The organism is Pseudomonas sp. 9.1(2019) (assembly GCF_009910445.1).
GTDB lineage: Bacteria > Pseudomonadota > Gammaproteobacteria > Pseudomonadales > Pseudomonadaceae > Aquipseudomonas > Aquipseudomonas paraversuta.
In genome coordinates this window covers 143,041-162,139 of record NZ_VBWF01000011.1, presented here as the reverse complement: position 1 = coordinate 162,139, position 19,099 = coordinate 143,041, and the positions used below count along the sequence as shown (strand labels likewise).

The 19,099-nt window shown below is 56.0% G+C and carries 19 protein-coding genes; 13 read left to right on the top strand and 6 right to left on the bottom strand.

Going from position 1 to position 19,099, the window contains the following annotated elements:
• Positions 1 to 62 precede the first annotated feature (62 nt).
• The gene (dacB, locus tag FEZ21_RS19660) at positions 63 to 1,529 is read right to left on the bottom strand and encodes a D-alanyl-D-alanine carboxypeptidase/D-alanyl-D-alanine-endopeptidase (protein WP_127196582.1); all 1,467 of its coding nucleotides are present in this window, start codon (positions 1,527 to 1,529) and stop codon (positions 63 to 65) included.
• A 232-nt stretch (positions 1,530 to 1,761) separates the two neighbouring features.
• Between dacB and FEZ21_RS19655 the strand changes: the two genes are divergently transcribed.
• Positions 1,762 to 2,106: a YggL family protein gene (locus tag FEZ21_RS19655; RefSeq protein ID WP_003441192.1), complete on the top strand. Its 345-nt coding sequence runs from the start codon at positions 1,762 to 1,764 to the stop codon at positions 2,104 to 2,106.
• A 147-nt stretch (positions 2,107 to 2,253) separates the two neighbouring features.
• Here FEZ21_RS19655 and FEZ21_RS19650 read toward each other — a convergent pair whose 3' ends face one another.
• The 3 genes from FEZ21_RS19650 to FEZ21_RS19640 are packed head-to-tail and all read right to left on the bottom strand — an operon-like array spanning position 2,254 to position 5,838.
• Positions 2,254 to 2,835, bottom strand: a complete 582-nt coding sequence (locus FEZ21_RS19650; protein WP_003441193.1) for a cob(I)yrinic acid a,c-diamide adenosyltransferase — start codon at positions 2,833 to 2,835, stop codon at positions 2,254 to 2,256.
• A 2-nt stretch (positions 2,836 to 2,837) separates the two neighbouring features.
• Positions 2,838 to 4,874, bottom strand: coding sequence for a HAMP domain-containing sensor histidine kinase (locus FEZ21_RS19645; RefSeq protein WP_003441194.1), 2,037 nt, complete (start codon positions 4,872 to 4,874; stop codon positions 2,838 to 2,840).
• Positions 4,875 to 4,920: 46 nt separating this feature from the next.
• Complete coding sequence (locus tag FEZ21_RS19640) at positions 4,921 to 5,838, bottom strand: putative 2-dehydropantoate 2-reductase (RefSeq protein WP_160628432.1); 918 nt, start codon at positions 5,836 to 5,838, stop codon at positions 4,921 to 4,923.
• A 152-nt stretch (positions 5,839 to 5,990) separates the two neighbouring features.
• Between FEZ21_RS19640 and FEZ21_RS19635 the strand changes: the two genes are divergently transcribed.
• Together FEZ21_RS19635 and FEZ21_RS19630 are read left to right on the top strand one after the other, a co-directional pair.
• Positions 5,991 to 6,476, top strand: a complete 486-nt coding sequence (locus FEZ21_RS19635; protein ID WP_003441196.1) for a YajQ family cyclic di-GMP-binding protein — start codon at positions 5,991 to 5,993, stop codon at positions 6,474 to 6,476.
• Positions 6,477 to 6,599: 123 nt separating this feature from the next.
• Positions 6,600 to 7,442 carry a mechanosensitive ion channel family protein gene (locus FEZ21_RS19630; protein ID WP_003441197.1) on the top strand — a complete coding sequence of 281 codons (843 nt, stop codon included), beginning with the start codon at positions 6,600 to 6,602 and terminating at the stop codon, positions 7,440 to 7,442.
• A 242-nt stretch (positions 7,443 to 7,684) separates the two neighbouring features.
• Here FEZ21_RS19630 and FEZ21_RS19625 read toward each other — a convergent pair whose 3' ends face one another.
• Positions 7,685 to 8,968: an OprD family porin gene (locus FEZ21_RS19625; RefSeq protein ID WP_003441206.1), complete on the bottom strand. Its 1,284-nt coding sequence runs from the start codon at positions 8,966 to 8,968 to the stop codon at positions 7,685 to 7,687.
• 784 nt (positions 8,969 to 9,752) lie between these two features.
• Here FEZ21_RS19625 and FEZ21_RS19620 point away from each other — a divergent pair.
• On the top strand, positions 9,753 to 10,181 hold the full coding sequence (locus FEZ21_RS19620) for an HIT family protein (protein WP_160628257.1): 429 nt from the start codon (positions 9,753 to 9,755) through the stop codon (positions 10,179 to 10,181).
• Entirely contained in the window at positions 10,181 to 10,387 is a 207-nt protein-coding gene (locus FEZ21_RS19615) for a SlyX family protein (protein WP_160628255.1), read from the top strand. Before FEZ21_RS19620 ends, FEZ21_RS19615 begins: the two co-directional genes overlap by 1 nt.
• A 65-nt stretch (positions 10,388 to 10,452) precedes the next feature.
• Here FEZ21_RS19615 and FEZ21_RS22785 read toward each other — a convergent pair whose 3' ends face one another.
• The gene (locus FEZ21_RS22785; RefSeq protein ID WP_003441215.1) at positions 10,453 to 11,055 is read right to left on the bottom strand and encodes a cold-shock protein; all 603 of its coding nucleotides are present in this window, start codon (positions 11,053 to 11,055) and stop codon (positions 10,453 to 10,455) included.
• A 1,326-nt stretch (positions 11,056 to 12,381) separates the two neighbouring features.
• On the opposite strand from FEZ21_RS22785, the gene FEZ21_RS19605 reads away from it, so the two are divergent.
• The 8 genes from FEZ21_RS19605 (at position 12,382) to tolQ (ending at position 19,078) form a co-directional block, all read left to right on the top strand.
• Positions 12,382 to 12,603 carry an FmdB family zinc ribbon protein gene (locus tag FEZ21_RS19605; protein ID WP_003441220.1) on the top strand — a complete coding sequence of 74 codons (222 nt, stop codon included), beginning with the start codon at positions 12,382 to 12,384 and terminating at the stop codon, positions 12,601 to 12,603.
• A 109-nt stretch (positions 12,604 to 12,712) separates the two neighbouring features.
• On the top strand, positions 12,713 to 14,488 hold the full coding sequence (gene aspS, locus FEZ21_RS19600; protein ID WP_029612355.1) for an aspartate--tRNA ligase: 1,776 nt from the start codon (positions 12,713 to 12,715) through the stop codon (positions 14,486 to 14,488).
• A gap of 120 nt (positions 14,489 to 14,608) precedes the next feature.
• Complete coding sequence (locus tag FEZ21_RS19595) at positions 14,609 to 15,355, top strand: YebC/PmpR family DNA-binding transcriptional regulator (RefSeq protein ID WP_127196578.1); 747 nt, start codon at positions 14,609 to 14,611, stop codon at positions 15,353 to 15,355.
• 128 nt (positions 15,356 to 15,483) lie between these two features.
• Positions 15,484 to 16,008: a crossover junction endodeoxyribonuclease RuvC gene (gene ruvC, locus FEZ21_RS19590; RefSeq protein WP_003441230.1), complete on the top strand. Its 525-nt coding sequence runs from the start codon at positions 15,484 to 15,486 to the stop codon at positions 16,006 to 16,008.
• Between the two features lie 111 nt (positions 16,009 to 16,119).
• The gene (gene ruvA, locus FEZ21_RS19585; RefSeq protein ID WP_003441233.1) at positions 16,120 to 16,728 is read left to right on the top strand and encodes a Holliday junction branch migration protein RuvA; all 609 of its coding nucleotides are present in this window, start codon (positions 16,120 to 16,122) and stop codon (positions 16,726 to 16,728) included.
• Positions 16,729 to 17,787, top strand: a complete 1,059-nt coding sequence (gene ruvB / locus FEZ21_RS19580) for a Holliday junction branch migration DNA helicase RuvB (RefSeq protein ID WP_003441236.1) — start codon at positions 16,729 to 16,731, stop codon at positions 17,785 to 17,787.
• 138 nt (positions 17,788 to 17,925) lie between these two features.
• Complete coding sequence (ybgC, locus tag FEZ21_RS19575) at positions 17,926 to 18,393, top strand: tol-pal system-associated acyl-CoA thioesterase (RefSeq protein ID WP_003441239.1); 468 nt, start codon at positions 17,926 to 17,928, stop codon at positions 18,391 to 18,393.
• Positions 18,383 to 19,078, top strand: coding sequence for a protein TolQ (gene tolQ / locus FEZ21_RS19570; RefSeq protein WP_003441243.1), 696 nt, complete (start codon positions 18,383 to 18,385; stop codon positions 19,076 to 19,078). Before ybgC ends, tolQ begins: the two co-directional genes overlap by 11 nt.
• The last annotated feature ends 21 nt before the right edge of the window (positions 19,079 to 19,099 follow it).

Here is a 19,099-nt window from a genome sequence, read left to right as displayed (position 1 = left end):
TTTTTATTGTGGGCTAAATGCCCGCGGCGCTACAGAATCATAGTAGCTAGGGCCTGCAAAATTTATTGCGCGATAGATACCGAGGTGTTGGCCAGGGCAGGCTGGCGATACAGGTCGAGCAGTACCTGGTCGAGAATCGATGAAGCGCCCCATGGGCGAGGGTCGTTGAGGATGGCCACGACTGCCCATGTATGACCGTTGCTGTCGCGGCTAAAGCCTGAAATCGCGCGCACGGTATTGAGGGTGCCGGTTTTGATATGGGCCTGGCCGTTCATGGCTGTGGTTTTCAGACGTTTACGCATGGTGCCGTCTTTACCGGCAATGGGCATAGAGCTGATGAACTCGGCCGCATACGGACTTTTCCAGGCGGCCTGGAGCATTTGCGCCATTTCCCGCGCGCTGACACGTTCGGCCCGTGACAGTCCGGAGCCGTTCTCCATGACCAGATGGGGCGCGGTAATGCCTTTCTTGGCCAGCCACTGGCGTATGACACGCTGTGCAGCCTTGGCGTCGTCACCATCGGCATCGCTACGGAACTGCGCGCCCAGGCTCAGGAACAGTTGCTGGGCCATGGTGTTGTTACTGTACTTGTTGATGTCGCGAATGATCTCTGCCAGATCCGGTGAGTAGGCCCGGGCCAGCAATTTGGCATTTTTGGGCACGGCGGCCTGACGGTTCTGCCCCTGAATGCTGCCGCCCAGTTCTTTCCAGATGGCGCGTACCGCACCGGCGGTATAAGTCGCATGGTCGAGCAAGGACAGGTAGGTCTGGGAGTTGCAGCCATCGGCCAGCTGGCCGCTGACGGTGACCAGGACCGACCCGTCGGCCTGGGTGACGGGGTTGTAGCGAACATCACCCGTGCATTGCTTGGTGTTGACGGCCTTTACCTGATTGTCGATCCGGATGCTGGCAATCGGTGGTTCGACCGAGATCAGCACCTTGCCGGCATCATTGCGTGCAACAAAGCGCAGGGCTTTAAGGTTGACCATCAGTGAGTCGGGTTTGACCAGGAACGGTTTGTTCTTGTCGTTACCGTCGTCATCAAACACCGGCAGCTGTGGTTGCTCGAAGAAACTGCGGTCAAGCACCAGGTCGCCGGTGATTTGCTGCACGCCGTTGGCTCGCAGGTCGCGCATCAGCAGCCAGAGTTTTTCCATGTTCAGCTTGGGATCGCCACCACCCTTGAGGTACAGGTTGCCCTGCAGGATGCCGTTGCTCAGGGTGCCGTCGGTATAGAACTCGGTTTTCCACTGATGGGTCGGGCCGAGCATTTCCAGGGCCGCGTAGGTGGTCACCAGCTTCATGGTGGAGGCGGGGTTCATCGATACGTCGGCATTGAAGACTGTTGGAGTGCCGGGGCCATCCAGGGGGATCATGACCAATGACAGTGCATCATTTTGCAGCTTGTTGGTCTTGAGGGCTTGCTGGACTTTTGGCGAAAGGGTGGTGTTGACGGGGGCGGCGTTGGCGCCGAAGGCGAGCGGCAAAAACAGGCTGGCCAGAAGCAATGGTCGTAAAGATTTGATCATATGAAGTAAAACCCTGCAGGCGAGGGGAGAAAATAAGAGGGCATGATAAATAAGCCCTCGATAGTCATAAAAGTATCGGCATTATGCCCCAAGGTCAGCGGGCTTGTGCATCGCTGTGATGCAGGTATTGGCTGATTAAATACAGAAAACGATGAACCGTTCACATGGAATCGGGCAACTGCGGCCTTAAGCTGCTAAAGTGCCGCCCGTAATTACTTATGAGGATTGTTCAATGGCTACTAATCGTTCCCAGCGTCTGCGCAAAAAACTGTGCGTTGATGAATTTCAGGAGCTGGGTTTTGAGCTGAACCTGGATTTCAAAGAAGACCTGTCGGAAGAGGCTATCGATGCATTCCTCGCAGCGTTTTTGAAAGAAGCCATGGAAGCTAACGGTCTGGGCTATGTTGGCGGCGACGACTACGGTCTGGTTTGCCTGCAGAAGCGCGGCTCGGTCAGCGAAGAGCAGCGTGCCGCTGTTGAAGCCTGGTTGAAAGCTCGCCCAGAGCTGACCAGCGTTGAAGTTAGCCCGCTGTTGGACGTGTGGTACCCGGAAAAGCCAATCAATCCGGTAGCCTGATGTCAAATGAAGGCAGCCCCAGTGGCTGCCTTCATGTTTTACCCCCGCCTGCATCTGGCCCGCTTCGGGCAGCGCTTTACTCTCTTTCTGCTTTTTGACCGCAACCTTGTGCGTGACTTCGCGCGGGTGGCACTTTTTGAGCTGCCATCAAGCCCCGGGCTTTGCTGCTGCCTGCCATAGAATTTCAGCGATCCCCTGCCGCTTGGCGATCAGGCGGGCTGCGACGAACAGTAAATCTGACAGACGGTTGATATACGCCAGGCCTGCCCCGGTCATGGGCTCAACTGCATTGAGTTGTTGGCAGCGACGTTCGGCACTGCGTGCCAGGCTGCGACAAACATGAGCTTGTGCGATCAGGCTCGAGCCGCCGGGCAGAATGAAGTTTTCCAGCGGGCCCAGTTCTTCGTTCCAGCGGTCAATCGCCGCTTCAAGTCTTTCGATTTCAAGGTTGTCGAGCGCCTGGTAGGCCGGCATGGCCAACTCGCCGCCCAGATCAAACAGCCGATGCTGACAGGGCTCAAGTACTTCAATCAGCTCATTGAGCCCCGGGCATTGCGCGCTGTGCTCGGTGAGTCCGGCCAGCAACAGGCCGACCTGGCTGTTTAGGCTGTCGACCTCACCAATGGCTTCTATTCGCGGATGGTCCTTGGGGACACGGCGCCCGTCACCCAGGCCGGTTTCGCCCTTGTCGCCCGTGCGGGTATAAATCTTCGATAAACGAAAGCCCATGTCTAGAGTTCCACCTTGGTTGATTCCTGTGCGGCTATCAGGTTACCAGCCAACGGCAGGCGCAGGGTAAAGCAGGTGCCCTGACCCAGGGTTGAATGCACTTCCATTTGGCCCTTGTGGTTGTTGGTAATGATGAAGTACGACACTGACAGGCCGAGCCCTGTGCCCTGGCCAACTTCCTTGGTGGTAAAGAAGGGTTCGAAAATCCGTTTGCGCACGTGCTCCGGCATGCCGACGCCGTTATCTTCAACCTGTATTTGCGCCCACGGCGGGTTGAGCTTGGTACGCAGGATGATGCGTCCCGGTTCGCGCTTGTCGGTGCGCTGGTGAATCGCCTGGGCGGCGTTTTTCAGCAGGTTCAGCAACACCTGTTCAAGCTCGTTGGGAATAACGGGCACGGGGCCTAGCTGCGGATCGAACTGGCGCGTAACGGCGTGTCCCTTGAAGTCAAAGCCAATGCTCAGGTCAAAGTCATTGCTGGCGATATCTATGGCCTGATCGATGAGCGCAGACAAATCGCAGGGGCTCATTTGTCGATTGCTGCGCCGGCTGAAACTGAGCATGTGGGTGACAATTTTTGCGGCTCTGGCCCCTGCCTGCTGGATGCCATCCAGCAGTTTGGGTACTTCACGGGCTTGCAGGTAGCGATTGATAGCCTCCAGTTCTATACCGGCCTGCTGCGCCTGTTCCACATTCTTTGGTAGGTCGCTGGACAAGCGCCGGCGAATGTTCTGCACGTTATGCAGGATGGCGCCCAGCGGATTATTGATTTCGTGTGCCATGCCGGCGGCCAGGCCGCCCACGGAGAGCATCTTCTCGGATTGCACCATCATGTCTTCCAATGACAGGCGCTGGGTAATGTCGTCAATCCGGATAACCACACCGCGGCCGCCACCGCCCATCAGCGGGTAGAACGTCAGAGCATAGTGCCGTGCATCTTCGCCCTGGCCCCAGGTCACGCGTTCAATTTTAGCGACCCGGTGGTTTTCGATGGTGTCCTTGAGCTGTGGCAGGAAGGGCTGGAGGGGTTCGAAGGCAAGGTCAATCGGCTGATTCAAGGCCTCATCCAGTTGCGTTCCCGAGAGTACGCTGGCCTCCTGATTCCACTGGGTGACATAGAGTTGTTCGTCCAGAGCGATCAGGGCTGAAGGCATGGAGTCGATAATACTGTTCAGGTATTTCTGAAACCCGGTCAGTTTTTTCTCGATTTTGCTGCGTACCTGGACTTCCAGCTCCAGCTTGCGATTGGTGTTGCGGGTTTCTTCTGCGAGTGCCTGCGCTTGATCGTACGCTGCTTGTGCTTCATCCCGCGCACGCTTGAGTTCCTGTTCACGCGCTTCAATGCGCGACAGCATGGTGTTGAATGCCTCGGCGAGGCTGCCGATTTCGTCGTTGTTGCCCGGCGCTGCGCGTAAGGCGTAGTTCTCTTCCCGGGTGACCTGGCGCGACAGCTCTTCAAGTCGGTAAATGGGTTGGGTAATCAGGCGTTTGATCTGCCGGGCAATCACGAACCAGAGCAAGGTGCTGAAGATCAAAATCCCCAGGCTGGCGGTGAGTGTGCCGGTGTAAAACGCCATGGGCAGTTCGCTGCTGGCGACCAGCAGTAAATGCCCTGGAGGGCCCTGGTCCCGGGGGAGTTTCGCGAGTTGATTGCTGCGCAGTTCGGTCAGGCGCCAGGCTTCGATCTGGCGGTAGTGCTCGGGCAGCGGCAGGTGTTCTCCGTGCTGCAATTGCGCCAGAAGATTACCCGCACTGTCATAAATCGCAGCGGCCCGCAGAGGGGCGTAGCTGCCAATTTCCTCAAGCAGGGCTTCGGCGTTGTGTTCGGAGTCCAGTGCGTGAGCGATAAGTGCGGGTTTCGACGCCAGCTGCCCCAGTGTCTGCAAGGCCTGTGGTGCAGTGCTCTCGTGGGAGATCCAGTACGCAGCACTGATAAACGTCAGGTTGGCCACCAGCAACACGGTAGCCAGCAATACGAGGAGGGCGGCCAGCAACTTCTGGCCTACCGGGAGGTTTTCAAGGCGCTGGCGCAAGGGCATGGGTCGTCGCATTCAAGAAGAACAAGGCCGCAGAGTAGCGCGGGCCTCAGTTGCAGGGCAATCCACGCTGCTTCAAGTGATTGCTGAGCCGCTGTTGCAGCGCCTGTAAGTGCGGGGCCGCGAGTTGGTGATTGGCAGCGGCCGCGCAGGCATAGCCCAGCAGGTAGCTGATTTCGGTGCGCCGGCCTTGGGTGACATCCTGGTGCATGGAAGAAAAGTTGTTGGCAGTGGCCTGGATGACGCGGTTGACTTCGGCAGTCAAATCGATCGCAGCCTCAGGGTGTCCGCAATCTTCAAGCAAGCGACTGAGTTCGGTGCACAGCGTGCCGACTTCGCCACTGTGTGCTTGCAAACCGCCGTTACGACAGTCGTGCAGTACGGTCAGTGGATTGATCGCACAGTTAAGGGCCAGTTTTCGCCATAGACGGCTCAGAATATTCGGGCTCCACTGGTGGGCTATGCCGCTGCGCTGCAGTTCTTCAAGCCATTGCGGTGCTTCGCCGCCGCTGGTATCTCCCAGCCATGTCTGGCCTTGGCCGGCAAACACTACGCGCCAGTCGCTCTGGCGAAATGCGCCTTCAGTGCTTGAGGCAAAGATGCAGCGGTTGCGTGGGACAAGGTCGGCGACGATTTGCTGACTGCCAAGGCCATTCTGCAACAGGATCAGTTCGGCATCGGGGCTGAGCCGTCCGGCAATCTGCCTGACGGCGTGCTCTGCGTCATAGGCCTTGCAGGTCACCAGCAGACGCTGAACTGGCTCGTCGGTCTCGGGTGTTTGGGCGCGGATGGGTATCAGTTGCGAGTGCTCACCTTCAACTAAAGTTACCCCCTGTGCCGCTTGATAGGCTTGCAGGCGCGCGCCGTTGCGCAGGATCAGCGTGACAGGCAGGCCGGCACGCGCCAGTCGCGCGGCCCACAGCATGCCCATGCTCCCGGCGCCGAGAATGTGCCACGGCGTCGGCATATTGGAGGAGGTTTGAGGCAAGGCCGAATTTGGCATGTGTACTCGCAAGTGAATGAAGTCGAAGAACCGCTATAATGCCCGCGCATTTTAACTGTCAGGTCAGGCGTGCTCCATCTGTGTTGAGCGCGCCCTTTATTATTGGAGAAAACTACATGCCGTCGTTCGACGTGGTATCCGAACTGGACAAGCACGAAGTCACCAACGCCGTTGAAAACGCGGTCAAGGAGCTGGATCGTCGTTATGACCTCAAGGGTAAGGGTACTTTTGAGTTCAAGGAGAAGGACCTGACCGTGAACTTGACCGCCGAGGCTGACTTTCAGCTGGAAGCGATGATCGAGATTCTCAAGCTGGCCCTGATCAAGCGCAAGATTGATGCGCAATGCCTTGAGATCAAGGATGCCTACGCTTCTGGCAAATTGATGAAGCAGGAAGCCGTATTGAAGGAAGGCATCGACAAGGAGCTGGCGAAGAAAATCGTTGCTCACGTCAAGGACGCCAAGCTCAAGGTTCAAGCTTCCATTCAGGGCGAGCAAGTGCGTATCACTGGCAAGAAGCGTGACGACTTGCAGGAAGCGATCGCTGCACTGCGGGCCAAAACCTTCGATATGCCGCTGCAGTTCAATAACTTCCGTGACTGAATACGGGGGAACCTATGGCGATTATCTACGTCCGATTTTCCCTGGACCTGCAAAAACGATTGAGCTGTCCTATCGTCTCGCTGAACGAATGAAGTCGCCGGATATGGGTGCAAGGAGATACAAGTGGATTTGAATGCTGAAGTTGATCAGTTGATCAAGGCCTCACAGGCCTGGATCCCGATGATTATGGAATACGGCAGCCGTGTGCTGCTGGCAGTGATCACCCTGGCGGTAGGCTGGTGGTTGATCAACCGGTTGACGGCAAAACTGGCGCACTTGCTGGCGTTGAGGAAGGCTGATCTGGCGTTGCAGGGTTTCATCAGCAGCCTGGTCAATATCATTCTCAAGGTGTTGCTGGTTGTTAGCGTTGCCTCAATGATTGGCATCCAGACCACGTCGTTCGTGGCGGCCATTGGTGCGGCAGGCCTGGCTATTGGCCTGGCGTTGCAGGGCAGCCTGGCGAACTTTGCCGGCGGAGTGCTTATTCTGTTGTTCCGTCCGTTCAAGATCGGTGACTGGATTGAAGCGCAAAGCGTGAGCGGAACCGTCGATAGCATTCAGATCTTCCACACGGTGTTGCGTACCGGTGACAACAAAACCGTGATCGTGCCAAACGGTAATCTGTCCAACGGCATCATCACCAACTACAACCGTCAACCGACACGCAAGGTGGTGTTTGACGTCGGTGTTGATTACGACGCGGATCTGCAGAAGGTGCGTGAGGTGCTGCTGATGCTGGCAGATGATCCGCGGGTACTTAAAGATCCGGCCCCGGTGGTGGTGGTATCCGCCCTGGGTGAGAGTGCTATCACGATGTCGCTGCGGGTTTGGGTGGATACGCCGAACTACTGGGATGTTCTGTTCATGTTCAACGAGCACGCACGTGATCGCCTGCGGGCCGAGGGTGTGGACATTCCGTTTCCTCAGCGAGTCATCCGTATGGTTCAGGAAGTGGCTGCGAACTAATACTGCGCACCACACTTGATCATCAGGTGCAGGAACAATTAAAGGGGCGAATATGCCCCTTTATTTGTTTTAGTGCCTTCATACGAGGCGATGGGGGCAGGGGCCAAGAAGTTGTTGGTTACCGGGTTGTTAGTTAGCTTGCTATATATACTTTGCCCTGGGCAATAAAAAACCACGCCCCTGAGGCAGGGGCGTGGTTTTTACTAAACACAGTACTTGTAACTAAAGCCCGAAGGCATCGATTACAGGATGTTCAGTGGGTACTCAGCGATCAGGCGAACGTCGTTGACGTCATTGCCGTAGTTGCTGGTGGTGCGGTAAATAGCGCTACGCAGACGGAAAGACAGGTCTTTGGCCGGGCCTTCCTGCAACACGTACTTGGTTTCGAAGTCGAACTCGTGCTCTTTACCTTCACCGTCATTGGTGGAGATGTTGGTGCCTCGAACGTAGCGAGCCATGAAGCTCAGGCCTGGAACGCCGTAGCTGGCCATGTTCAGGTCATAACGACCCTGCCAGGACTGCTCGTCTTTGGCGTTAAAGTCGGAGTACTGCACGGAGTTGGCGAGGAAAATGGTGCCGCCGCCGTCTACGCCGTAGTAGTAACCGCTGTCACCGGTGGAGCGCTGGTGAGCAATGGTGAACTTGTGGGCGCCGAGGCTATAGGCAGCTGCCAAGCTCCAGATTTTGTTGTCTACGTTGCCAGCCAGTTCCTGGCCCTGGCTCGAAGTTCTGTAGCCGTTGAGGTCGAAGTTCAGGGCTTGAGAGTCTGCGATCGGCAGGGTGTAGTTCAGGTTGATGTACTGCTTCTTGAAGTAGTCATCAACATCGGATGCCGCCACACCACCGACAAGGTTGTCGGTGAACTGGTAGGTTGCGCCAGCAATGTTGGCAGAGGTCAGGCCAGGCTGGCCTGGGCCGTTGATGCTGTCACGAGCCATGCCAGTTTGCGAGCTCAGCGCTGTGAAGCGGCCGGCGCTCAGTTCCAGACCCTTGATTTCCTTGCTGGTGAGCAAGGTGCCGGTAGCTACTTCTGGCAGCAAACGGCTGTCATCGGTAGAGAATACCGGGCTGGCAACAAACTGGTTGCCGTATTTCAGAACGGTATCGGAAAGACGGAATTTTACAGCACCGCCGATTTTCGATTGGGTATCTTCCGGAGAACCGTCGCCTTTGGTAGCGAACAGGCCGTTGCCCTGGCGACCAGCGCCGCCGTCCAGGCGTACTGTGCCCATGGCGAAAGCGTCAACACCGACACCGACGGTGCCCTGGGTGAAGCCGGACTGGTAGTTGAGCAGTTCGCTCAGGCCCCAGTCTTCGCGGTAGCCGCTTTTGAAGCCGCCACCTGGCTTGGCGATGTTGCCAGCGCCGTTACGGAAATCACGGTTCATGTACAGCATGCGAGTTTTGGAAGTCAGCGTGCTGTCTTCAATGAAACCTTTAGCATCGTCCTGCGATGAGGCCATTGCGAACTGGGTAGTACCGGCTGAAACAGCCAGGGCGATCATGCTCCACTTCATCACGCGCATCGTGATTTGCTCCTTTGGTTTTTAGGAAGAGTACTGCCGTCCCACCTGAATTATTATCTGGGGCGGCTCTTTCTTTTTGTGTCGGCGCAAACTTATATCACGCCGGCCATGTTGGCGATACTTGCTCTCATAAGCATTCAGTTTCTTTACAGCCGTGTCGCAAATTGCTACCCCGCATGTCGCAGGCGCATAGCTGTATGCCGTTTTTCAGCATGTTTAAAGTGCTGTTTACAGCTGTGGCTACATGGAAACTACGTTGCGCCTACACATTTAAATCCCGGATTCTAGCGGCGCAGCTATTGTTATTTATCGCCCGGTGACCGCACTCCGGCAGACACTTGGACGACTGTCTCAGTGGCTTATGCAACAAGCATGCTCAAATTACCCAATAGCTCGAAAAATATTTTTTTGGGCATTTCCAGTCTGAAAATCCAGACGCTGCTTGGGTTAAACGGGAATATTGCAGGGCTGGCTGCCAGTTTTTCCGTTGTAAAGGCCAGGTTCTGGCGCAGGGAAACACCTCAAACGTTACCGGTAAACACCTGTTGGGGTGGTCGGTGACGTTTTGGTGCACTAAAAACATTCATATTGTGCGTTTTTGGTGCACAAGTGTTTGATGACTGTTGATTGAGCCCTTGTTGCTGCGCTGCTGGTGGAAATCAATGCTTGCTGCCGTGATGTATGGAGCAATCAAGGGTATCCTGCAGCTCTTTCGCCTGGCGGTTGATACGTGTCGTCAGGCGCCGGTTGAACTGAAACTGCCCGTTGAACAGGAGAACACCCAGTGTTCGTTTTGGATACACGCCTTCACGAGGATACCTGGCTGATAGGGGACTTCCCCTTGTGCCGCCTGCTGCTCTCCAATGATTCGAATTATCCCTGGTTTATTTTGGTGCCACGGCGCGAGGGTATAAGTGAATTGTTTCAATTGGATGAACATGATCAGCAGTTGATGTGGGCTGAGACAACAGCCCTGGCGCGGACGCTGAAGGATGCATTCGGCGCGGACAAAATGAATGTCGCGACGCTGGGTAATGTTGTCAGCCAGCTGCACATGCACGTCATTGTTCGGTACCAGGCCGATGTTGCATGGCCCGGTCCGGTCTGGGGCAAGCACCCGGCAAAGCCGTATACCCAGGCAGAGGTGGGCGCGATCCAGGACAAGTTGAAGTCGGCCCTTGGTGCCGAGTTCACTTTTTCAGAGGTGCAATGATGGCCCTTGAGGCGCGGGTAATGGACCTTGAGAGCCGTCTGGCTTTTCAGGATGACACCATTCAGGCATTGAATGATGTACTGGTGATGCAGCAGAACGCCGTCGACCGTTTGCAAATGCAGATGGCTGCGCTGCTCAAGCGCCAGGAAGAAATGGGCGGACAGTTCGAATCATTTGAGGAAGAAGCTCCGCCGCCGCATTATTGATTTTTGAGCAGGCAATAAAAAACCGCGATCAGCCAGGGCTGGATCGCGGTTTTTTTTTGCTGAAATTAGCGGCGTGGCAACGCTGCAATCACATCTTCAGCTTGTAGGCCTTTATCGCGGTTCATCACCGAGAACTCGACACGTTGTCCTTCCACCAGTACCCGGTGACCTTCGCCGCGAATGGCGCGAAAGTGGACAAAAATGTCATCCCCGGAGTCGCGGGAAATAAAGCCGAACCCCTTGGAGGTGTTGAACCACTTTACAGTGCCTGTATCGCGGTTGGTCATGTCATAGCTTTGCGAAGTCGACGAAGGTGAAGATTTGTAGAAGCTGACTACAAGATGCAGCAACACGGCAATTACAGCAGGAACGAGACTGATCAAAATTGCTGGCTGATCGCCGATCGGCAACAACAGGCCGAACAGGGTCAGGGTTTGCAGGACAACAGCCAGCACCAATAGAGCGCTGACCAGATTTTGCAGTTGATGACGGGGGCCTTTATTCCAGAACGGAATGACTGGAGCCAGTGTCAGGTTAAGGAGACCAAAAAAAGCCAGATACAGAGCATCGGCGTGTTGCAGGTAAGGTATAGCTTCAGGTTGCAGGCTAGGAATGAAGGACAGCAGCAATGCAGCTGCGCCCGTTAGCAGGTGGACGATTTTCAACATTTCAATAAACTCACATTTAAGACGGATCGCAAGGAAGAGCTGATTGCGTACGGTTCGCTTCTGAAAATGATGGAGGCGCTAGACACGTACGGGCATCAGCCTATGCGCCGTCGCCAGAGGCTTGACGAAGGCGACACGCCGCCTATTTAACAGCAAAGCTTGGGCCTTCTCAAATTAAGCGTATTGATGGGATGTTGATGTGATTGCACAGCACATGATGATCCCCCGCGTTTTTTAGTGGTAGAGCCTTGTTCTAGAGGTGTGCAGCCCATTTCAGGCGGCATCTGCTGGCGTCGGGTGATTGTGGCTGGTTACAGCATCCTATGCCGATGTTGGTACAGGCATGACCGTTGGTCATATTTCCAGGGGGCAGAGCCCTGGAAGGAGTTGTATTTATAATCTGCTATGAATTGACAAAAATAATGGGTTGCTCAAGTACTGAAAGTGTCGTGCTGGCTCGTATTTAAACTATGAGTGATAGGGGGCTTGTAGTATGTGATTTAAAAGGCGGTGCTTGAGTGTCGAGCATGATCTGGATGAGTGCGGTTTTGTGTTTTTTTGATCATGCATAAAGTGTCAGTTGTCGCTGCGGGCGGGTATTTTTTAACGCTGAAGTACCAGACGTTGAGTGGGGGCATTGTATTTTCCTTAACTGTTCTGGATGGGTGCGAAGGCTTTAGCATGGACGTTCCCGGTTAGTTTGCTCAGGGGTTCATGTTCTTTGGTCGGGCCCGGGGCGCGCATGCCGACTTGAGAGGCTTGCGGTCTGTGTTTCATAAGGGGTTGTTTCAAAAAAACCACCTTTGATTGTGCTGGATGTTGATTGATGTTGGCGCAGAAGTGCAGGGCGCAGGGCGGGATGGATGTTTGTATTTTTTGATTTTGCAAAGAACTTGCCCAGGACCCTTTCCAGTTTGGCCTGGCTGGAGGACTGTCGCCGGTTTGCCGATATATATCAGCAGGTGGGGTTTTATATTGAGGGTAAGAACCGTTGTTTGATAAATGCCCGGCGTTCTTGCATTGATCGGGAAGTTGATAGTGGGGCGTGGAGGGTGCAAGACGTTGACTGCCTCATTGGGTTGGCATGTACCCAGGCTCGGAGAGCTTCTCCCGAAGCTGCCGAAAAATACCGGTTTGCCGGGCGATTCGGGGTGTGGCGCCGGAGCAGTTTGTTCGGTGGCTTGTAATCTTTTGCGAATCATGGTGCCTTTAAGGTCTTATGGCTGTTCATGCGGCTGCAATGGCTCGATTTACCAGATATAATCTCGCGCTTTGCTGCGTAACCCTCCTTATGGGTTGCCGCTAACGGATTGTCGAGACACGCCAATGCCCATGTACGATTACCAGTGCGCTTCCTGTGGTCATCAACTGGAAGCCATTCAAAAGATCAGTGACTCGCCACTGGTTGATTGTCCTGCCTGTCAGGCCCCTGAGCTGAAGAAAATGCTGTCCATGCCAGGCTTCCGCCTTAGCGGCACCGGCTGGTATGAAACAGACTTCAAGACAGGCTCGAAAAAGAATCTGGCAGGCGGCGACAAATCCGACTGAGGCTGAACCAAAGCAGTCTGAACACAAGCGGGCTCTTGCATTGTTACCAGCACTGACGGTGCGCAAGACCTCCACCGAATTTCGAATTACGAGAAGTGAAACCACTACCATGATGCGCAGCCATTATTGCGGCCAACTGAACGAAAGCCTGGAAGGCCAGGAAATTACCCTTTGCGGATGGGTCCATCGTCGCCGTGACCACGGTGGGGTGATTTTCCTCGATATCCGTGATCGTGATGGTCTGGCCCAGGTGGTGTTTGACCCGGATCGCGCCGAGACCTTCGCCGCCGCAGACCGTGTGCGCAGCGAGTACGTGGTCAAGGTCACCGGCAAGGTGCGCTTGCGTCCGGCCGGTGCCGGCAACGCCAACATGGCTTCGGGCATGATCGAAGTACTGGGCTACGAGCTGGAAGTCTTGAACGAAGCGGAAACCCCGCCGTTCCCGCTCAACGAATTCTCCGACGTCGGCGAAGAAACCCGTCTGCGCTATCGCTTTATCGATCTGCGTCGCCCGGAAATGCTCGAGAAGTTGCGTCTGCGCTCGCGCATGACCACCAGCATCCGTCGCTTCCTGGACGAGAACGGCTTCCTGGACGTCGAAACACCGATCCTGACCCGTGCCACACCGGAAGGCGCGCGTGACTATCTGGTGCCAAGCCGTACCCACGCCGGCTCCTTCTTTGCTCTGCCGCAATCGCCGCAGCTGTTCAAGCAGTTGTTGATGGTTGCCGGCTTTGACCGCTACTACCAGATCGCCAAGTGCTTCCGTGACGAAGACCTGCGTGCCGACCGTCAGCCTGAGTTCACTCAGATCGATATCGAAACCAGCTTCATGAACGAAGCCGAGATCATGGGTCTGACCGAAGAAATGATCCGCAACCTGTTCAAGGAAGTGCTGGGTCTGGAATTCGGTGAATTCCCGCACATGACCTGGGAAGAGGCCATGCGCCGCTTCGGCTCCGACAAGCCTGACCTGCGTAACCCGCTGGAACTGGTTGACGTTGCCGATCAGCTTAAAGATGTGGAATTCAAGGTGTTCAGCGGCCCGGCCAACGACCCTAAATGTCGTATTGCTGCCTTGCGCGTTCCTGGCGGCGCGAGCATGCCGCGTAAACAGATCGACGACTACACCAAGTTTGTCGGCATCTACGGTGCCCGTGGCCTGGCGTACATCAAGGTCAACGAGCGCGCCAAAGGTGTTGAAGGTCTGCAATCGCCGATCGTCAAGAACATCCCTGAGGCCAACCTCAATGTGATCCTCGATCGCGTCGGTGCGGTTGATGGTGACATCGTGTTCTTCGGTGCCGACAAGGCCAAGATCGTTAGCGAAGCGCTGGGTGCACTGCGTATCAAGGTCGGTAACGATCTGAACCTGCTGACCTGTGAGTGGGCTCCGATGTGGGTTGTCGATTTCCCGATGTTCGAAGAGAACACCGACGGCAGCTTCAGCGCCTTGCATCACCCGTTCACCGCACCCAAGTGCTCGCCTGAAGAGCTGGAGGCCAACCCGGCCACCGCGCTGTCCCGTGCCTACGACATGGTGCTCAACGGTACCGAATTGGGTGGCGGTTCGATCCGTATTCACCGCAAGGAAATGCAACAGGCGGTCTTCCGTCTGTTGGGTATCGGTGAAGCCGAGCAGGAAGAGAAATTTGGCTTCCTGCTGGACGCCCTGAAATACGGCGCGCCACCCCATGGTGGTCTGGCGTTCGGTCTGGATCGTCTGGTGATGCTGATGACCGGTGCCCAGTCGATTCGTGAAGTCATTGCCTTCCCGAAAACCCAGAGCGCTGCCTGCGTCATGACTCAGGCTCCTGGTGTAGTTGATGCCAAGGCACTGAGCGAGTTGCACATTCGTTTGCGCGAACAGCCTAAGGCTGAGTAAAGCTGACCTGCAAAGGCGCATCTCCGGATGCGCCTTTGCTATTCGGGTCGAGAATTTTTATTGCCGGTTCGTGGCACGTGTCAGGACCGGCAAGGTTTCATAAAGGATTCGGAGTGCGTTATGGCAGGTCATTCTAAGTGGGCGAACATCAAGCACCGCAAAGAGCGTCAGGATGCCAAAAAAGGCAAGATTTTCACCAAGTGGATTCGTGAACTGACCGTCGCTGCCCGTCAGGGCGGGGCTGATCCGGGTTCGAACCCGCGCCTGCGTCTGGCGCTGGACAAGGCCCTTGGTGCAAACATGAGCCGTGACATCATTGACCGTGCCGTCGCTCGCGGTGCCGGTGCCGCCGATACCGACGACATGGTCGAGTTGAGCTACGAGGGCTACGGTCCGGGTGGCGTTGCAGTGATGGTTGAGTGCATGACGGATAACCGTAATCGCACCGCAGCCGCCGTGCGTCATGCGTTCAGCAAGTGTGGCGGCAATCTTGGTACTGACGGCTCGGTGGCTTATCTGTTCGAGCGCAAAGGGCAGATATCCTATGCCGCGGGCATTGATGAAGATGCGTTGATGGAAGCTGCGATGGAGGCGGATGCCGACGACGTGGTGACCAACGAAGACGGCTCCATGGATGTATTCACTTCGTTCTCAAGCTTCTACGCGGTTCGCAACGCACTGGAAGCCGCGGGTTTCACCCCGGCAGACGCTGAGATTGTGATGTTGCCGACCACCAGCGCCGAGCTGGACCTGGACGGTGCGCAGAAGGTGCTCAAGCTGATCGATATGCTTGAAGACCTGGATGACGTACAGAACGTGTATTCCAATGCCGAAATTCCTGATGCGGTGCTGGAACAGCTAGCCTGATAGCGTGCTACAAACCTGAGGCCGGAGGTGCAACGTTGCGATGATCGCTACGCTGTGCACCTCCGGCTTCTGCCTTTAAGCTGTTCGGGCATGTTCCCGTGGGCGTCACTTCATAAGCTGTAGGCGTTATGACTCTTATTCTTGGTATTGATCCTGGTTCGCGAATCACCGGTTATGGCGTGGTGCGAGACACCGGGCGTGGTTGCGTGTACGTGGCGTCGGGATGCATTCGTACGGGCAGTGGCGAGTTGCATGAGCGGTTGCAGATCGTCTATCGCGGAGTGCGCGAGGTGATTCAGACTTACGGGCCGGTAACCATGGGCATCGAAAAAGTGTTCATGGCCCGCAATGCCGACTCGGCGCTCAAGCTGGGCCAGGCAAGGGGCGCCGCCATTGTGGCGGGTGCTGAAGAAAGCCTGGAGATTGCCGAGTACTCGGCCACTCAGGTCAAGCAGGCCGTGGCGGGTACCGGGGGAGCCAACAAGGAGCAGGTGATGATGATGGTCATGCATTTGCTCAAGCTCACGACCAAGCCGCAAATCGATGCGTCGGATGCGCTGGCGATTGCCTTGTGCCATGCACATACTCGTTCCAGCCTGTTGCCCCACGGCCTGGGTGCGGCGCGTAGCCGGGGCGGGCGTTTGCGGCTCTGAAACACGTTTATTAATGTAATTAAGCTTGCTGGCAGGGCTCTATCTGCAATGATGCAGCCTGCTCGTTGCAGTTGTGAGCCATTGATCTGGCCAGAGAAAAGGATCTAAAACGTGATTGGACGCTTGCGCGGTACTCTGGCTGAAAAACAGCCGCCGCACCTGATTCTTGATGTAAATGGCCTGGGCTATGAGCTTGAAGTGCCGATGACCACGCTGTATCGGCTGCCATCCATAGGCGAGCCGCTGACCTTGCACACCCACCTGGTGGTTCGCGAAGACGCCCAGTTGCTCTATGGTTTTATCGGCAAGCGTGAGCGTGACTTCTTTCGTGAGCTGATCCGGCTCAACGGTGTCGGCCCCAAACTGGCTTTGGCGTTGATGTCCAGCCTTGAGGTAGACGAGTTGGTGCGCTGCGTGCAGGCGCAGGACACATCTGCCTTGACCAAGGTTCCGGGGGTGGGCAAGAAAACCGCCGAGCGACTATTGGTTGAGCTCAAGGATCGTTTCAAGGCCTGGGAGCAGGTGCCAAGCATGTTTGCGCTGGTGCCAAACCAGCCGGACGCGCCGTTGCAGGTGGCCAGTGCAGAAAGCGATGCGGTCAGCGCCTTGATTTCTCTGGGGTATAAACCTCAGGAAGCAAGCAAGGCGGTAGCCGCGATCAAGGATAAAACGTTGAGCAGTGAAGATATGATTCGTCGTGCCCTCAAGGGAATGATTTAAGTGATTGAAGCTGACCGTTTGATAACCGCCTCAGGCGGGCGGGACCGCGAAGAGGTTCAGGATCGGGCGATTCGTCCTTTGAGCCTGGCCGACTATATTGGTCAGCCGACGGTGCGCGAGCAGATGGAGCTGTTTATCCAGGCTGCCCGCGGGCGCTCGGAATCGCTGGATCACACCCTGATTTTCGGTCCGCCCGGGCTGGGTAAAACTACGCTGGCCAATATCATTGCCCAGGAAATGGGGGTGTCGATCAAAAGCACCTCGGGTCCGGTGCTGGAACGACCGGGTGATCTGGCCGCGTTGCTGACCAACCTTGAGCCGCACGATGTGCTGTTTATCGATGAGATCCATCGCTTGTCGCCCATCGTTGAGGAAGTGCTGTACCCGGCAATGGAGGATTTCCAGCTCGACATCATGATTGGTGAAGGGCCGGCCGCACGCTCGATCAAGCTCGACTTGCCACCGTTCACCCTGGTGGGAGCGACTACCCGCGCGGGGATGCTCACCAATCCGTTGCGTGACCGGTTCGGCATCGTGCAGCGGCTGGAGTTTTACAGCACGGATGACCTGGCAACGATTGTCAGCCGTTCGGCCAAAATCTTCGGTCTGCCCCTCGATCCGGAAGGCGCCTACGAAATTGCCCGGCGCGCACGTGGCACACCACGCATCGCCAACCGTTTGTTGCGTCGTGTACGGGACTTTGCCGAGGTGCGGGCCAAGGGTCATATCACCAAGCCGGTGGCCGACCTGGCGTTGAATCTGCTGGATGTCGACGAGCATGGTTTCGATCATCAGGACCGGCGCCTGTTGTTGACCATGATCGAGAAGTTCGACGGCGGTCCGGTCGGAGTCGACAGTCTGGCCGCTGCAATCAGTGAAGAACGCCATACGATCGAAGATGTGCTGGAGCCGTATTTGATCCAGCAGGGCTATATCATGCGCACGCCCCGTGGTCGCGTTGTGACCCGGCACGCGTATTTGCACTTCGGACTGAACATTCCGTCGCGCCTGGGCGAAATGCCGGTCGTAGACGAGTTTTTGAATGCTTTAGATGATTAATAAGCGGTCGGCAGTCGATTTTTTCGGCGTTTTTGCTGTCTCAAGGGCTGGCGCTGAAAATCCCGGGTCTTAAAGTCCGGGAAGAATGAAAAAACAGTCGATTGGCGGATTGGCAACCTGAGGAGTAAGCACTAGAGTATGCGCGCGCAAAACAGGCTTGAGCCGTTCGCACATCGCTGTCGCGTTTATTACGAAGACACCGATGCGGGTGGCGTCGTGTATTACGTAAATTATCTAAAGTTTATGGAGCGGGCTCGAACCGAAAGGCTGCGGGAGCTGGGTTTTTCCCAGTCCGAGCTGGTGGGGGAGAACCTGTTATTTGTCGTGCATTCCAGCGAGGCGCGTTACCACGCTCCGGCGCGACTGGACGATGAACTGTTGGTTAGTGCGCAAGTGACAGAGCTCAACCGTGCAAGCCTGCGTTTCAAGCAGCAGGTCTGGCGGGCGACAGATGCAACACTGCTCTGTGAGGGGCAGTTTTTGGTGGCCTGTGTGCGCGCCGATAGTTTTAAACCCCGGGCCATTCCCGAAGCTTTACGTACGGCCTTTGCCGACGTGAGCGGCGCGGGTAAACATTTAGAGCAGGAGATAAAGCGTGGAAGCTAACGTCGTCGACCATTCCTCCATGTGGAGCTTGGTCAGCAATGCCAGCATTGTTGTGCAGTTGGTAATGTTGATCCTGCTGGCCGCATCGGTTACCTCATGGGTCATGATTTTTCAGCGCAGCACCATGCTGCGCGCCGGTCGACGTGCCCTGGAAAGCTTTGAAGAGCGTTTCTGGTCCGGTATCGACTTGTCGAAGCTGTATCGTCAGGCGGGTAGCAACCCGGACCCGGACTCCGGAGTCGAGCAGATTTTCCGTGCCGGCTTCAAAGAGTTCTCTCGTCTGCGCCAGCAGTCGGGTGTTGATCCGGAAGCCGTTATGGAAGGTGTTGCACGTGCCATGCGTGTAGCCATCTCCCGTGAAGAAGAGAAGCTTGAGCAAAGCCTGCCGTTCCTGGCAACCGTGGGTTCTGTCAGCCCGTACATCGGTTTGTTCGGTACGGTCTGGGGCATCATGAACTCCTTCCGGGGTCTGGCCACTGCCCAGCAAGCGACTCTGGCGACTGTTGCCCCGGGCATTGCCGAAGCACTGGTTGCCACGGCGATTGGTCTGTTCGCTGCGATCCCGGCAGTTATCGCTTACAACCGTTTTGCTGCACGTAGCGAAACCTTGATTAGCCGCTACTACACCTTCGCCGATGAGTTCCAGGCGATCCTGCACCGCAAAGTGCACACCAGCGAAGAATAAGCAGGTAATTTCCAATGGCTT

Excerpts from the sequence above, each read along its gene's own strand:
- dacB (WP_127196582.1), bottom strand. The coding sequence starts at position 1,529 with ATGATCAAATCTTTACGACCATTGCTTCTGGCCAGCCTGTTTTTGCCG.
- FEZ21_RS19655 (WP_003441192.1), top strand. The coding sequence starts at position 1,762 with ATGGCTACTAATCGTTCCCAGCGTCTGCGCAAAAAACTGTGCGTTGAT.
- FEZ21_RS19650 (WP_003441193.1), bottom strand. The coding sequence starts at position 2,835 with ATGGGCTTTCGTTTATCGAAGATTTATACCCGCACGGGCGACAAGGGC.
- FEZ21_RS19645 (WP_003441194.1), bottom strand. The coding sequence starts at position 4,874 with ATGCCCTTGCGCCAGCGCCTTGAAAACCTCCCGGTAGGCCAGAAGTTG.
- FEZ21_RS19640 (WP_160628432.1), bottom strand. The coding sequence starts at position 5,838 with ATGCCGACGCCGTGGCACATTCTCGGCGCCGGGAGCATGGGCATGCTG.
- FEZ21_RS19635 (WP_003441196.1), top strand. The coding sequence starts at position 5,991 with ATGCCGTCGTTCGACGTGGTATCCGAACTGGACAAGCACGAAGTCACC.
- FEZ21_RS19625 (WP_003441206.1), bottom strand. The coding sequence starts at position 8,968 with ATGCGCGTGATGAAGTGGAGCATGATCGCCCTGGCTGTTTCAGCCGGT.
- FEZ21_RS19615 (WP_160628255.1), top strand. The coding sequence starts at position 10,181 with ATGGCCCTTGAGGCGCGGGTAATGGACCTTGAGAGCCGTCTGGCTTTT.
- FEZ21_RS22785 (WP_003441215.1), bottom strand. The coding sequence starts at position 11,055 with ATGTTGAAAATCGTCCACCTGCTAACGGGCGCAGCTGCATTGCTGCTG.
- FEZ21_RS19605 (WP_003441220.1), top strand. The coding sequence starts at position 12,382 with ATGCCCATGTACGATTACCAGTGCGCTTCCTGTGGTCATCAACTGGAA.
- aspS (WP_029612355.1), top strand. The coding sequence starts at position 12,713 with ATGATGCGCAGCCATTATTGCGGCCAACTGAACGAAAGCCTGGAAGGC.
- FEZ21_RS19595 (WP_127196578.1), top strand. The coding sequence starts at position 14,609 with ATGGCAGGTCATTCTAAGTGGGCGAACATCAAGCACCGCAAAGAGCGT.
- ruvC (WP_003441230.1), top strand. The coding sequence starts at position 15,484 with ATGACTCTTATTCTTGGTATTGATCCTGGTTCGCGAATCACCGGTTAT.
- ybgC (WP_003441239.1), top strand. The coding sequence starts at position 17,926 with ATGCGCGCGCAAAACAGGCTTGAGCCGTTCGCACATCGCTGTCGCGTT.